Origin of the sequence: Streptomyces lavendofoliae (assembly GCF_014649735.1) — a bacterium.
Lineage (GTDB): Bacteria > Actinomycetota > Actinomycetes > Streptomycetales > Streptomycetaceae > Streptomyces > Streptomyces lavendofoliae.
On the sequence record NZ_BMTP01000001.1, the window covers coordinates 594,348 to 607,255 of the forward strand.

15 protein-coding genes are annotated in these 12,908 nt (G+C 74.5%); 9 read left to right on the forward strand and 6 right to left on the reverse strand.

The window, feature by feature from the left end; translation table 11 throughout:
• Positions 1-179: 179 nt before the first annotated feature.
• Positions 180-1,595, forward strand: coding sequence for a hypothetical protein (locus IE109_RS02650; RefSeq protein WP_373297611.1), 1,416 nt, complete (start codon positions 180-182; stop codon positions 1,593-1,595).
• Between the two features lie 4 nt (positions 1,596-1,599).
• On the opposite strand, the gene IE109_RS02655 is transcribed toward IE109_RS02650, so the two are convergent.
• Positions 1,600-2,004, reverse strand: a complete 405-nt coding sequence (locus IE109_RS02655; RefSeq protein ID WP_189548757.1) for a VOC family protein — start codon at positions 2,002-2,004, stop codon at positions 1,600-1,602.
• 416 nt (positions 2,005-2,420) lie between these two features.
• Here IE109_RS02655 and IE109_RS02660 point away from each other — a divergent pair, with 416 nt between their 5' ends.
• The 3 genes from IE109_RS02660 to IE109_RS02670 all read left to right on the forward strand — a co-directional run bounded on the left by IE109_RS02660 (position 2,421) and on the right by IE109_RS02670 (position 5,572).
• Positions 2,421-4,019: an ABC-F family ATP-binding cassette domain-containing protein gene (locus tag IE109_RS02660; protein WP_189548758.1), complete on the forward strand. Its 1,599-nt coding sequence runs from the start codon at positions 2,421-2,423 to the stop codon at positions 4,017-4,019.
• A 384-nt stretch (positions 4,020-4,403) separates the two neighbouring features.
• Positions 4,404-4,625: a helix-turn-helix domain-containing protein gene (locus IE109_RS02665; protein WP_006123601.1), complete on the forward strand. Its 222-nt coding sequence runs from the start codon at positions 4,404-4,406 to the stop codon at positions 4,623-4,625.
• Positions 4,626-4,771: 146 nt separating this feature from the next.
• The gene (locus IE109_RS02670) at positions 4,772-5,572 is read left to right on the forward strand and encodes an enoyl-CoA hydratase/isomerase family protein (protein WP_189548851.1); all 801 of its coding nucleotides are present in this window, start codon (positions 4,772-4,774) and stop codon (positions 5,570-5,572) included.
• A 94-nt stretch (positions 5,573-5,666) separates the two neighbouring features.
• On the opposite strand, the gene IE109_RS02675 is transcribed toward IE109_RS02670, so the two are convergent.
• Positions 5,667-6,398, reverse strand: coding sequence for an Asp23/Gls24 family envelope stress response protein (locus IE109_RS02675; RefSeq protein ID WP_189548759.1), 732 nt, complete (start codon positions 6,396-6,398; stop codon positions 5,667-5,669).
• 90 nt (positions 6,399-6,488) lie between these two features.
• Between IE109_RS02675 and IE109_RS02680 the strand changes: the two genes are divergently transcribed.
• From IE109_RS02680 to amaP, 5 genes are read left to right on the forward strand one after another with little or no spacing between them, the layout of a single operon-like run.
• Positions 6,489-6,998 carry an Asp23/Gls24 family envelope stress response protein gene (locus IE109_RS02680; RefSeq protein WP_189548760.1) on the forward strand — a complete coding sequence of 170 codons (510 nt, stop codon included), beginning with the start codon at positions 6,489-6,491 and terminating at the stop codon, positions 6,996-6,998.
• 22 nt (positions 6,999-7,020) lie between these two features.
• A complete protein-coding gene (locus IE109_RS02685; RefSeq protein ID WP_189548761.1) occupies positions 7,021-7,212 on the forward strand; it encodes a hypothetical protein in 192 nt (63 codons plus the stop codon).
• Positions 7,187-7,645 (forward strand): hypothetical protein, encoded by a 459-nt coding sequence (locus IE109_RS02690; protein WP_189548762.1) that lies wholly within the window; start codon positions 7,187-7,189, stop codon positions 7,643-7,645. The genes IE109_RS02685 and IE109_RS02690 overlap by 26 nt, the downstream gene beginning before the upstream one ends.
• The gene (locus IE109_RS02695) at positions 7,642-8,241 is read left to right on the forward strand and encodes a DUF6286 domain-containing protein (RefSeq protein WP_189548763.1); all 600 of its coding nucleotides are present in this window, start codon (positions 7,642-7,644) and stop codon (positions 8,239-8,241) included. Before IE109_RS02690 ends, IE109_RS02695 begins: the two co-directional genes overlap by 4 nt.
• A gap of 5 nt (positions 8,242-8,246) precedes the next feature.
• Positions 8,247-8,810 (forward strand): alkaline shock response membrane anchor protein AmaP, encoded by a 564-nt coding sequence (gene amaP / locus IE109_RS02700; protein ID WP_189548764.1) that lies wholly within the window; start codon positions 8,247-8,249, stop codon positions 8,808-8,810.
• 133 nt (positions 8,811-8,943) lie between these two features.
• On the opposite strand, the gene IE109_RS02705 is transcribed toward amaP, so the two are convergent.
• From IE109_RS02705 to IE109_RS02720, 4 genes are all read right to left on the reverse strand, one after another.
• The gene (locus IE109_RS02705) at positions 8,944-9,699 is read right to left on the reverse strand and encodes an SDR family oxidoreductase (protein WP_189548765.1); all 756 of its coding nucleotides are present in this window, start codon (positions 9,697-9,699) and stop codon (positions 8,944-8,946) included.
• 4 nt (positions 9,700-9,703) lie between these two features.
• A complete protein-coding gene (locus tag IE109_RS02710) occupies positions 9,704-11,488 on the reverse strand; it encodes a glycoside hydrolase family 15 protein (RefSeq protein WP_189548766.1) in 1,785 nt (594 codons plus the stop codon).
• Between the two features lie 30 nt (positions 11,489-11,518).
• Entirely contained in the window at positions 11,519-12,316 is a 798-nt protein-coding gene (locus tag IE109_RS02715) for an SURF1 family cytochrome oxidase biogenesis protein (protein ID WP_189548767.1), read from the reverse strand.
• Between the two features lie 299 nt (positions 12,317-12,615).
• The gene (locus tag IE109_RS02720) at positions 12,616-12,852 is read right to left on the reverse strand and encodes a metallothionein (protein ID WP_064071372.1); all 237 of its coding nucleotides are present in this window, start codon (positions 12,850-12,852) and stop codon (positions 12,616-12,618) included.
• Positions 12,853-12,908: the final 56 nt, after the last annotated feature.

A 12,908-nucleotide genomic window follows, 5' to 3' on the forward strand; every position in this document is an offset into this window, starting at 1 on the left:
CCCGCCCCACCCGGGACCCCTGCCCGCCGGGGACCCCTCAACCGAGGCCCCGCTCGCGACCCCGCCCGGTCTCCGCACGGCACCCGCGAACGGCGGGTGAACGGGTCCCGCCCGGGGTGCGAACCCGGCGAATCGGATTCCGTTTGGGCTTTCGGGGCGTCAGCGGGAAGACTGCCCTTGTGACGTCTCGAAAGCCTGATGAGCAACTGGCGCGCAATTCCAGACTCCGACTCGTCCGTCCGCGGCCTCTCACCACGGCCCGACGGGCCGTGACGACCCGGCGTACCCGGCCGGTGCCGCGGCCGCCTGAGGGGACCCCGCCGCCCGCCGAACTGGCCCGACAGGCGAGGGCGGTGCTCGCCGACGCCGTGCGCATCGCCCGCTGGGCCGCCGTCGAGCGCGACCGCGATCACGACCCCCACGCCACGTCCGCCACCGAACGGGCGGCCGCCGCCCTCGGCCTGACGCCCGCTCAAGTGCGCGCCGGCTGGGACCGCGCCCGGCTCGCCGGACTCGTCGAACTGCACGGCGACACCGCGCGCCCCGGCTGGCGCCTGCGCGCCTGGGACCGGGACGACTCCGCCGTGCTGCGCGGCTGGGTCGCCCTCTTCGACGCCTGGTCGCTCGTCCACGCGGCGCCCGGCGACGTCGCCCCCGCCTCCGTCGCCGAGGTCGTGGAGGCCGTCCCCCAGGTGCTCTCCCTCCTCCAGCTCTCCGCCGGCCCGGTACTCGTCCCGGCCCTGCTCGACCTGCTCCGCCAGCGGGTCGCCGAACTCCGCGAGGAGCGCTGTGAGGTCCCCGCCCGCCACCGGGGGGAGTCCGCCGCGAACGGGCAGGCCCCCGAGCCCTGGACCGAACCCCACCCGGACCCCGACTCGCTGCCCCGCCTGCTCGACTGGGCCCTGGAGGGCCTCGCCGCCGTCGGCGCGCTGACCCTCGGCGACGGCCAGGCCACGCTCACCCCGCTCGGCAACTGGGCCGTGTGGGTGAAGCTGGAGCAGATCTGCGTGGCCGCGCAGAGCCCGGCCGGCCACATCGAGCAGTCCGCCGAGGACATGCTGCGCGGCTGCGCCCGCCTCACCCCCGGCCCCGCCCGCGTCGAGTACCGCGCCTGGCTCGCCGCGCGCCCCGTCGGCAGCGCCGTCACCGAGCTGCTCGCCGTCGCGCGCGGCGAGGACGCCCTGCTGCGCGGCCTCGCCTTCGAAGCGCTCCGGGTCGTCGGCGCCCCCGCGGAGGCCGAGGTCCGGGCCGCGGCCGAAGAGGTCTGCCTGCGCCCCTACGCGCTGCTCTGGCTCGCCGAGTACGAGGGCGCCGACCCCGACGACGCCCCCGACGTCCTGACCCGCGAGGAGGCCACCTGGCTCTGGGTCGACACCGCGGCCGCCGTCGCCGACCACGGCGAGAGCACCCTCCTGGTCCGCCACCTGGAGTCCGCCGTCCAGGGGACCGTCCCCGCCCTGCTCGACGAGGTCCGGGCGGTGGGCCACCCCCGCACCGTCCAGGTCCTGGTGGCCCTGGCCGCGGCACACCCCGACCCCGCCCTCGCCAAGGCGGTGCGCCGCGCGGCCTTCCAGGTCCACACCGGCGGGGCGTGACCCCCTAGACCGCGGCGCCGCCGGGGGCGTACGTCCCGAAGCTCCAGACGTTCCCCTCGGCGTCCCGCGCCATGTAGTCCCGCGAGCCGTACTCCTGGTCCGTGGGCGGCATGAGGATCTCCACCCCGTGCTCCACGGCCCGGGCGTGGTGCGCGTCGGGGTCCTCCACCACCACGTACACCCCGACCGGGCCCGCGCCCGCCATGGCCCTGGCGAAGACCCCGTCCCCGCCCCTGGTGCCCAGCATCACCATGCCGTTCCCGTGCGCCAGCTCGGAGTGGACCACGCGGCCGTCCTCGCCCTCGTACACACTCACCTCGGTGAAGCCGAACGCCTCCTTCAGCGTTCTGATGGCCGCCTTCGCGTCCTCGTACAGGATCGTCGGATAGATGCTCGGTACGTGCGTCATGCTGATCACTCTCCGATTCGGCGCTCGTCCCCGACCTCATGACCTGGGGTTTCGACCTTTCGACCGTGCGACGGTGATCCGGTTCTCGGCTGGTGCCCAGTCTGGCAGCCGCCCCCGGCGACGGGGTCCGGAGCGCTCGCCGCTCACCGGAAGGTGTTGAGCCGGGCCGTGTCGCCACCGGCGACGCGGCCGCCGTGCATGCGCCGGGCGCCGGGCGCGCGGTCGTGGCGGCCCGCGCGGCCACCGCCCGCCGCGCCCGGCGGCGGGTCGCTCCGGGCTCCAGCGTGACCGAAAAGCAGTTGCAGCCGCCCGTTAGACTGGCCCGTATGGCCATTCTCCCCGTGCATTAGACCGGCGTCGAAGCCACCGCACCCGCCGTCCTTCCGCCGTCTTCCCCACCGCCCTGGAGTCTGTCCGTGATCACCGCTTCCGGCATCGAGCTGCGCGCCGGCGCCCGCGTCCTCATCGAGTCCGCCTCGTTCCGCATCGCCAAGGGCGACCGCATCGGCCTGGTCGGCCGCAACGGCGCCGGCAAGACCACCCTCACCAAGTGCCTCGCCGGCGAGGGGGTCCCGGCGGGCGGCACGATCGCCCGCTCCGGCGAGGTGGGGTACCTCCCGCAGGACCCCCGCACCGGTGACCTCGACGTCCTCGCCCGGGACCGGATCCTCTCCGCCCGCGGTCTCGACACCCTGCTGCGCAAGATGCGGCAGAACGAGGAGCGCATCGCGAACGGCTCGGGCGCCACCCGCGAGAAGGCGCTGCGCCAGTACGAGCGGCAGGAGACCGAGTTCCTCACCAAGGGCGGGTACGCCGCCGAGGCCGAGGCCGCCACCATCGCCGCCGCCCTCGGACTCCCCGACCGGGTCCTCGGCCAGCCGCTGCACACCCTCTCCGGCGGCCAGCGCCGCCGCGTCGAGCTGGCCCGCATCCTGTTCTCGGACGCCGACACCCTGCTCCTCGACGAGCCGACCAACCACCTCGACGCCGACTCGATCGTCTGGCTGCGCGACTACCTCAAGACGTACCGGGGCGGCTTCATCGTCATCTCCCACGATGTCGACCTCGTCGAGACCGTCGTGAACAAGGTCTTCTACCTGGACGCCAACCGGTCGACGATCGACATCTACAACATGGGCTGGAAGCTCTACCAGCAGCAGCGCGAGGCCGACGAGAAGCGCCGCAAGCGCGAGCGCGCCAACGCCGAGAAGAAGGCCGCGGCCCTGAACTCGCAGGCCGACAAGATGCGGGCCAAGGCGACCAAGACCGTCGCCGCGCAGAACATGGCCCGCCGCGCCGAGCGGCTGCTGTCCGGACTCGAAGAGGTCCGCGCCTCCGACAAGGTCGCCAAGCTCCGCTTCCCCGAGCCCGCGCCCTGCGGGAAGACCCCGCTCACGGCCGAGGGGCTCTCGAAGTCGTACGGGTCGCTGGAGATCTTCACCGACGTGGACCTCGCCATCGACAAGGGGTCGCGGGTCGTCATCCTCGGCCTCAACGGCGCGGGCAAGACGACGCTGCTGCGGCTGCTCGCCGGGGTGGAGAAGCCCGACACCGGCCAGGTCACCCCGGGGCACGGCCTCAAGCTGGGCTACTACGCCCAGGAGCACGAGACCCTGGACCCCGACCGCACCGTCCTGGAGAACATGCGGTCCGCCGCGCCCGACCTCGACCTCGTCGAGGTGCGCAAGACACTCGGCTCCTTCCTCTTCTCCGGCGACGACGTCGACAAGCCCGCGGGCGTCCTGTCCGGCGGTGAGAAGACCCGGCTGGCGCTGGCCACCCTGGTCGTCTCCTCGGCCAACGTCCTGCTCCTCGACGAGCCGACGAACAACCTCGACCCGGCCAGCCGCGAGGAGATCCTCGGCGCCCTGCGCACCTACAAGGGCGCCGTCGTCCTCGTCACGCACGACGAGGGCGCCGTCGACGCGCTCCAGCCGGAGCGGATCATCCTGCTGCCGGACGGCGTCGAGGACCTGTGGGGCGCCGACTACGCGGACCTCGTGGCCCTGGCGTGACGCGGCGCGGGACCCCGGCGCGGGACCCGGCCGGGTCCCCACGAGCCGCCGGTGCGGCCCGCGCGGCGTGTGACCGGAGCTCCGAGCGTCCGTGTCTGGATCATTCGGCTTACGCGTGATCCATCATCTGAGTGAGTACGTCTCGTACCGCGGCGTGGCGCCGAGCGGACTTCCCGGCCCGGCACCACGCCGCGTTTTCTTTCCCTCCACCCCGCTGACCTGGTACGACGCCTCCTGCGCCGGTCCGGGCGCGGGCTCTCGGCCCGGACGGCGGGCCCGGGGCGGCGAAACCTTGCGGCACGGACCTTGTCGAATGGCTGGCCAGGAGGCGCCCGAGGGGTGATCATGAGAAGACCAGAGCGCACTTCCCATGAGGAGGCACGGGTGGCCGAGACTCTGAAGAAGGGCAGCCGGGTGACCGGCGCCGCGCGCGACAAGCTCGCGGCAGACCTGAAGAAGAAGTACGACTCCGGTGCGAGCATCCGGGCATTGGCCGAGGAGACGGGCCGGTCCTACGGATTCGTCCACCGGATGCTGAGCGAATCCGGAGTCACGCTGCGTGGACGCGGCGGAGCGACGCGAGGCAAGAAGGCCGCTTCGGCCTGACGGCCCCAGCGACCCGACATCCCGAGCGCGGCTCGTCCGGCCCCACCGGTTCCGGCAGGGCCACCCGGTCGATCGCAGTGTCGACCGGGTGGTTACTGTTCAGTCACTTGATGGCTGCACTGCTCCACCGGACCCGGAGGCGCCCCATGACCTCGCTCGACCCAGTCCTCGAAGTGCTCGACAAGGACGGTGTACGGCTCACCGTCGAGGACGCCGTTGCCACGGTGACTTTGACCAATCCGGCCAAGCGCAACGCCCAGTCCCCCGCTCTGTGGCGGGCGTTGACGGAGGCCGGCCGGTTGCTGCCGGGCAACGTGCGGGTCGTGGTGCTGCGCGGTGAGGGCAAGTCCTTCTCCGCCGGACTCGACCGGCAGGCGTTCACGCCGGAGGGCTTCGACGGTGAGCCGTCGTTCCTCGATCTGGCACGCGGCTCCGACGCCGGACTCGACGCCGTCATCACCGAGTACCAGGAGGCATTCACCTGGTGGCGCCGTAACGACATCGTGTCGATCGCGGCCGTGCAGGGGCACGCGATCGGCGCGGGCTTCCAGCTCGCCCTGGCCTGCGACCTCCGGGTCGTCGCGCAGGACGTGCAGTTCGCGATGCGCGAGACCGGTCTGGGCCTCGTGCCCGACCTGACCGGCACGCACCCGCTCGTCGCGGCGGTCGGCTACGCCCGCGCGCTGGAGATCTGCGCCACCGGCCGGTTCGTCCACGCCGACGAGGCCGAGCGCATCGGGCTGGCCAACCTCGTCGTGGCCGCCGGCGACCTCGACGGCGCGGTACGGGACCTGGCGGGCGCGCTGCTGGCGGCACCGCGCGACGCGGTCATCGAGACCAAGGCACTGCTGCGCGGCGCCCAGGAGCGTACGTACGAGGAGCAGCGGACGGCCGAGCGTGCCGCGCAGGCGCGCCGCCTGCGCGACCTGGCCGGTCTGGCCGACTAGGGCCTGACCTCCGGATACTGCCGGCCTCGCGTGCCCCCGCACGCGCGTATGCCGCGTGGTGGTCGGCCGCTGATGGCCCCCGTCACCCGACGCCCTAGCCCGGCTCGGCGACGACGTCGGTGACCACCACGGTCACCGGCAGGTCGCCGCCGACGGCCCCGCGCACCGCCCGTGCCACGTCCAGGGCACGGTGGCCCGGGGCCGTCGCCAGTTCCACCCGCAGCCGGCCGGCCATCCGGTGCACGGGAGGGCCCAGCACCGCCGTCAGCCGTGCCACCCCGGGAACGGCGGCCGCCGCGACCGCCACGGGATCCGCGGGGTCCGCCGGGTCCGCGGGGTCGGGCTCCGCGGGCGCGGACCGCTCCACCGGGGGGTCCGCGGGGGCGGTTCCCCCGGGTGGGGGAGCGGCGGCCGGCGGATCCGGCGGAGCGTCCAGGAGGGCCGTCACCCGCAGGTCCACCGCCGACACGGTCAGCCCGAGCCGCTGCTCCGACGCCACCGCCAGAGCCGTCCGCAACCGCTCCGCCACCTCCGGCAGCGGTACGCCGTACCCGGCGGCGAAGTCCGCCTCGATCCGCAGCGGCCCCGGCGGTACCGCCGCCGGCGGGGCCGGGAGGGCGGGCGTGGACGCGCCACCCGGCTCCGCGAGCCCGATCCGCAGCCGGCCGGGATCGACCCCCGGCACCTGCCGGGCCGCCCGCCGCAGCACCGCGTCCACGGCGTGCTCCGCGATCCACGCCCCGTCCGCGGGGCCACCCAGCGCGAGCAGCCGGCCCAGACCGATCCGGCTCCTGACCGTTGCCACCCATCCGTCAGACGTCGTCATCCCCCCAGCCTGCCGTATCCCCGGCGCGAGATCCGGATACCACCCTTAATGTGAGCGAAAGAGACCAAAGCCCCCCGAAGGGACATGGTGATGACCGACGCGTCGCAGTCCACCCAGGCCGACGAGGCCGCGAAGGCGGCCCGGGTCAAGGAACCGGCGGCCGAGGAGACCAGGAGGGCCTCCATGGCCAAGCGGGGCGGGAGCACCGGTGACCCGGCGTCCCGCGGGCGCACCACCGTCGCCGACGGGGTCGTCGAGAAGATCGCCGGGCTGGCGGCGCGCGACGTCGTCGGCGTCCACGCGATGGGCAGCGGTATGTCCCGCACGTTCGGCGCGGTGCGCGACCGGGTCCCCGGGGGCAGGCCGGACGTCACGCGTGGGGTGAAGGCCGAGGTCGGAGAGGTGCAGACGGCACTGGACCTGGAGATCGTCGTCGAGTACGGCGTCTCGATCCGGGACGTCGCCCGCGCGGTGCGCGAGAACGTCGTCTCGGCGGTCGAGCGGATGGCCGGTTTGGAGGTCGTCGAGGTGAACGTCGCGGTGAGCGATGTGAAGCTGCCGGAGGACGAGGAAGAAGAGCCGGAGAGCCGGCTCCAGTAGCCGGCCGCTTGAGGAGCGCACGATGAGCATGGCGATGATCGGCCTGTTGGCCGGAATGGCGCTCGGCTTCGCCGGATACTTCGGCGGTTTCGGGGCGTTTCTGCTGGTGGCCGCCCTGGGGGCGGTGGGCTTCGTGGCCGGGCGGTTCCTGGACGGGGATCTGGAGCCCGGTGATCTCCTCCGGAGCCGTGACCGCGAGGACCGGCGGCGGTGACGCGGTGACGGGGGTCCTGGCGGCGGAGCGGGGCGCGACCACGATCGCCGACCGCGTGGTGGCCAAGATCGCCGCCCACGCGGCACGGGAGGCGCTCGAAGGCGCACCGCCGGACGACGGCGGTACGGGGGAGAGCGGCACGGGCGCCGGCCGGACGGGCGAGGGCGGTGCGCGCGGTACGGGAGGCGCCGTCCACGGCCGCCCGCCGCAGGCGGCCGTGGTCGTGCACCGGGACAGCGCGCGCGTCCGCATCAGCCTGGAACTCGGCTACCCCTGCGACATCGGCGCCCAGTGCGCCGCCGTGCGCCGCCAGGTGGTCCGGCGCGTGCGGACCCTGGCGGGCATGGAGGTGCCTGAGGTGGCGGTCCAGGTGGAACGGCTGCACTCCCCGTACACCCGGGGGCACGACAAGAGCGTCGGGAGGGTCCGATGAGCTCGGCCGCGCCCGGCGGACCCGTACCCGTGCTGGAGGAGCCGGCGCGGGGCGGTCCGCACCGCTTCTGGTCCGTGCGCCGCGTCCCGGCCGCCCTGCTCGCCCTGCTGGTCCTGGCCGGTGCGGGCCTGGTGCTGTACGACGTCGCCTCGGTGTGGGCCGGGCGGCCCGGGATGCGCTGGCGCCGCACCCTCGCGGACGACCTGGCCGTCCGGCAGCTCGACGACGTGGCGGTGCTCGCCGGAGCCGCGGTCGCCGTCGCCCTGGGCCTGTGGCTCCTGGCCCTGGCCTGCACACCCGGCCTGCGCTCCGTCCTGACCATGCGGCGCGGCGACGGGCCGTTGCACGCCGGGCTCCGGCGCGAGGCGGTGGAGGTCGTGCTGCGCGACCGGGCGATGGCGGTGGCGGGCGTGCAGTCCGTACGGGTACGGGCCGGGCGCCACAAGGCCGCGGTACGGGCGGTGGCCCATTTCCGCGAACTCGACCATGTGCACGCCGACCTGGACACCGCGCTGCGGGCCGCGGTCGGGGAACTCGGCCTCGCCCGGCCGCCGCACCTGTCCGTGCACGTCGCGCGACCGGCCCGGAAGGGGTGAAGGGCATGCTGAGGACCGTCAACCGGGTCGTGCTGGGCCTGGCCGGAGCGGTACTGATCTGCGCGGGAGGAGCCGCCCTCGCGGCCGGCCTGGACCTGGACGTGCCGGCCTGGTGGCCGTGGCGCGGATCGGACACCGCGGTGCTCAGCGACTCGGCGCGTACGCGGTGGGGGCGGCCGGTCGTGGTCGCCGTGCTCGCGCTGCTGGTGCTCCTGGCGCTGTGGTGGCTGACGGCCCAGCTGCGGCGGCACCGGCTCGCCGAGGTGCTCATCGACAGCCGGGACGGGGAGAGCGCGGTGCTGCGGGGCCGGGCGCTGGAGGGCGCCGCGGAGGCGGAGGCGGAGGCCCTGGACGGTGTGACGCGCGCCCGTGTCCGGCTCACCGGCCGGCGTACGGCGCCCTCGGCGCGGGTGTCGCTGCTGCTGGAGCCCCATGTGTCGCCGGACGAGGCCCTGGCGCGCCTCCGGGACGGCGCGCTGCGGCACGCCCGCGAATCGGCGGGCCTCCAGGAGCTTCCCGCGGAGGCCCAGCTGCGCGCCGCCAGACACACCGCGCGCCGCGTCACCTGACCCTCCCGCCCCGGCCGTACGCGGCGGGCGCCCCCGCCCGCCGTCGCCCGCCCGCCCGGCGCCCGGCCGACCGGCCCACCGTCCCTGAGCCGACGACGGCGGGGCGCGGCCGGCGGGTCCGGTGTCCGCCGGGTCAGAAGCCGTGGCGCGCGCCGCCGTCGACGGGGAGCATCACGCCCGTCAGGTAGGAGGCCGCCGGCGAGAGGAGGAACGCCGCGGCGTTGCCGAACTCCTCCGGCGTGCCGTAGCGGCGCAGCGGCACCCGGGACTCGGACGCGGCGCGGGCCGCCGACGGGTCCCCGGACAGGGCGTCCAGCTCGCGCACCCGGTCCGTGTCGATGCGGCCCGGCAGCAGGCCGACCACCCGGATGCCGCTCGGCCCCAGGTCGTTCGCGAGGGACTTGGCGAAGCCCGCGAGGCCCGGGCGCAGCCCGTTGGAGATGGTGAGTCCCGGGATCGGCTCGTGCACCGAGCCGGAGAGCACGAACCCGATCACCCCGCCGTCCGGCAGCGCGGCGGCCGCGGCCCGGGCCATCCGCACCGCGCCCAGGTACACCGCGTCGAACGCCGCCTGCCACTGCTCGTCCGTGTTGTCCGCCGCCCACCCCGGGGGCGGGCCGCCCACGCTGACGAGGACGCCGTCGAAGCGCCCGAAGTGCGTCCGGGCGGCGGCGATCAGCCGCTCGGGGGTCGCGGGGTCGGCGTTGTCCGCCGCGACGCCCACGGTGCCCGCCCCCAGCTCGGCGGCGGCCCCGGTCACCGCCTTCTCGTCGCGCGACGCGAGCACGACCTTCGCGCCCTCCGCCACCAGGGCGCGCGCGGAGGCGTTGCCCAGGCCGCGGGAGGCACCGGTCACGACGTACACACGGTCCTTCAGTCCAAGATCCATGGGCCTATCCTGCCGTCTCCTCCCGGGCCAGCGCGAGGGCCGTCCCCACCAGGCCGATGTGGCTGAACGCCTGGGGGAAGTTACCCAGCTGCCGCCGGGCGGAGGCGTCGTACTCCTCGGCCAGCAGCCCGACGTCGTTGCGCAGCGCCAGCAGCCGGTCGAACAGGTCGTGGGCCTCCTTGGTCCGGCCGGTCATGCGCAGCGCGTCCGCCATCCAGAACGAGCAGACGAGGAACGTCCCCTCGTCACCGGGCAGCCCGTCGACGGGCACGCCCTCGGTGGTGTACCGGCGGATGAGCCCGTTGTGGTTCAGCTCGGCGTACACCGCGTCCACCGTGCCGACCACGCGCGGGTCGTCCGGCGGCAGGAAACCGACCCGGGGGATCAGCAGCGTCGCCGCGTCCAGCTCACGGGAGCCGTAGGACTGCGTGAAGGTGTTCCGTTCCGGGTCGTACCCCTTCTCGCACACGTCCCGGTGCACCTCGTCGCGCATCACCCGCCAGCGGCCCACGTCCCCGCTCAGCGTCGGGTCCCGCTCCAGGGTGCGCACCGCGCGGTCGGCGGCGACCCAGGCCATGACTTTGGAGTGCACGAAGTGGCGGCGCGGCCCCCGCACCTCCCACAGCCCCTCGTCGGGCTGTCGCCACGTCGACTCCAGGAAGCCGAGCAGGCTCAGCTGGAGGTTCCACGCGTGCGACTTGGACGCGAGCCCCGCCTCCCGCGCCAGGTACAGGGAGTCGATGACCTCCCCGTACACGTCGAGCTGCAACTGCCGCACGGCCGCGTTGCCGGTCCGCACGGGAGCCGACCCGGCGTACCCGCGCAGCCACGGCAGCTCCGTCTCCGGCAGCCGGCGTTCACCGGCGACCCCGTACATGATCTGGAGGTCCGCCGGGTCACCGGCCACCGCCCGCAGCAGCCAGTCGCGCCACGCCGCGGCCTCTTCGAGGTAGCCGGCCGACAGCAGCGCGCCGAGGGTCAGCGTCGCGTCGCGCAGCCAGCAGAAGCGGTAGTCCCAGTTGCGCACGCCCCCGATGTCCTCCGGGAGCGAGGTCGTGGGCGCGGCGACGATCCCGCCCGTGGGGCCGTACGTCAGTGCCTTGAGGGTGATGAGCGAGCGCATCACGGCCTCGCGGTGCGGTCCCTCGTAGGTGCACTGCGCCGACCAGGACTCCCAGTCCTCCAGCGTGTGCTCCAGCGCCTCGTACGGGTCGATCAGCGGCGGGCGCGGCCGGTGCGAGGGGTGCCAGGTCAGGACGAACGCCACCTTCTCGCCCGCGTCGACCGTGAACGAGGAGCAGGTGCTGAACTGCTGGCCCCAGGTCTTGACCGCCGGCTCGCTGCGCAGCCATATCGAGTCGGGACCGGCGATCGCCACCCGGTGCCCGTCCGTCCGGCGCACCCAGGGCACCACGGACCCGTAGTCGAACCGCAGGCGCAGCACCGACGCCATCTCGACCGTGCCGCTGACGCCCTCGACGATGCGGACGACGTCGGGGGCCTCGTCGCGCTGCGGCATGAAGTCCAGCACCTTCACCGTGCCGGTACGGGTCTCCCAGACGGACTCCAGGACGAGGGAGTCCCCCACGTAGCGGCGGCGGGCGCAGGTGTGGGCGTCCTTCGGGGCGATGCGCCAGTGGCCGTTCTCCTCGTCGCCGAGCAGCGCGGCGAAGCAGGCCGCCGAGTCGAAGCGTGGCAGGCAAAGCCAGTCGATCGAACCGTCCTTGCCGACCAGCGCCGCCGTCTGCAGGTCCCCGATGAGCGCGTAGTCCTCGATGCGTTGCGTCACGCTCAGGCGTCTTCCCGCCCGGGCCGTCCGCTAAGCGGGCGCGTGTGCGGCCGGTTCGCGTGCGTCGTCGCCGGTGGCGGGCCCCGCCTCGCGGTCGCGCTTCTCCCGGCGTACCAGCACCACCCAGCCGACCGGCACGCCCGCCGCGAACAGCCACCACTGGACCGCGTACGCCATGTGCGGGCCGATGGAGTCGTGGTCGGGCTCCGGGATCTGCTCCGGGGTGTCCCCGGCCGGGGCCGGCGCGGTCTGTTCCAGGTAGCCGCCGAGCACCTCGCGGCCGAGGCTCTCCGCCTGCTGCTCGCTGTTGATCAGCATGACCTGGCGGGGCGGCAGCCCGCTGAGGTCCTTGATGCCGCTGGCGCCGGTCGTCTCGTCCGCCTTGAGCCGCCCGGTGACGGTCACCTCACCCTTGGGGGCGGGCGGCACCTCGGGGTACGCCTGCTGGTCGGTGGCCGCCGGGACCCAGCCCCGGTTGACGAGGACCGCGCGGCCGTCCCGGAGGACGAGGGGGGACAGGACGAGGACGCCGATCCGTTCGTCGGCGTTGGTCCGGCGGCGTACGACGACCTCGTGCGCCGTGTCGAAGGTGCCGGTGGCGGTGACCCGCCGCCAGTAGTCGGAGCGGGGGACGGTGTGGCCGGGGGAGGTGAGCTCCGTCACCGGGACGGGCTTCGCCTTCAGGTTGTCCTCGATCAGCTGGTTCTGGGCGACCCGGTGCTCGTGGCGGTGGAACTGCCAGAAGCCCAGCTCGATCATCACGGGGATGAGAACGAGGGCGATGAGGGTGAGGATCACCCACTGCCGGGACAACAGGAAGCGGTACACGGCTTCGACCGTACCTGCTCGTGCGCCGGCCCCGGGAAGTGGGTCCCGTCCGGCCCGGACGCGGACCGTCCGGGCGGCGCGGACCGTGCGGCACGGGTCCGGGGCCGTGGCGGCAGCGGCGGGGGCGGGTGGCGGCGGGAGGCTGCCGTGCGGGGGGGCTTGCGGCGGGGGTGTCGTCCCGGCCTGCCCGGAGCGGCGCCGTGCGGCGGCCGCCCCGCGCGGTCCCGGCCGTGGACGGGGAAGCGTTCCCGGCCGGGAGCCGTGTGTCGCCCGCGAGCACCGGGCGGTCCCGCGACGGGTCACACCTTGTCGACGATGCCCACCTGTCCCTTCTCCGCCCGGGCGCAGTGCGCCCCGCAGAACCACTGGCCGTCGGCTTCGACGCCCTGGCCGATGATCTGGACCCGGCAGTGCTCGCAGATGGGCGCCATGCGGTGGATGGCGCAGGCGAAGCAGTCGAAGACGTGCACGGCGCCTTGCGCGTGCACCTCGAAGGACATGCCGTAATCGTTTCCGCAGACCTCACAACGTGCCATGCGCCACAGGGTGCGGTCCGGCGCTCCCCGAGGGGCGGCGAAACGCCCGGGCGGTC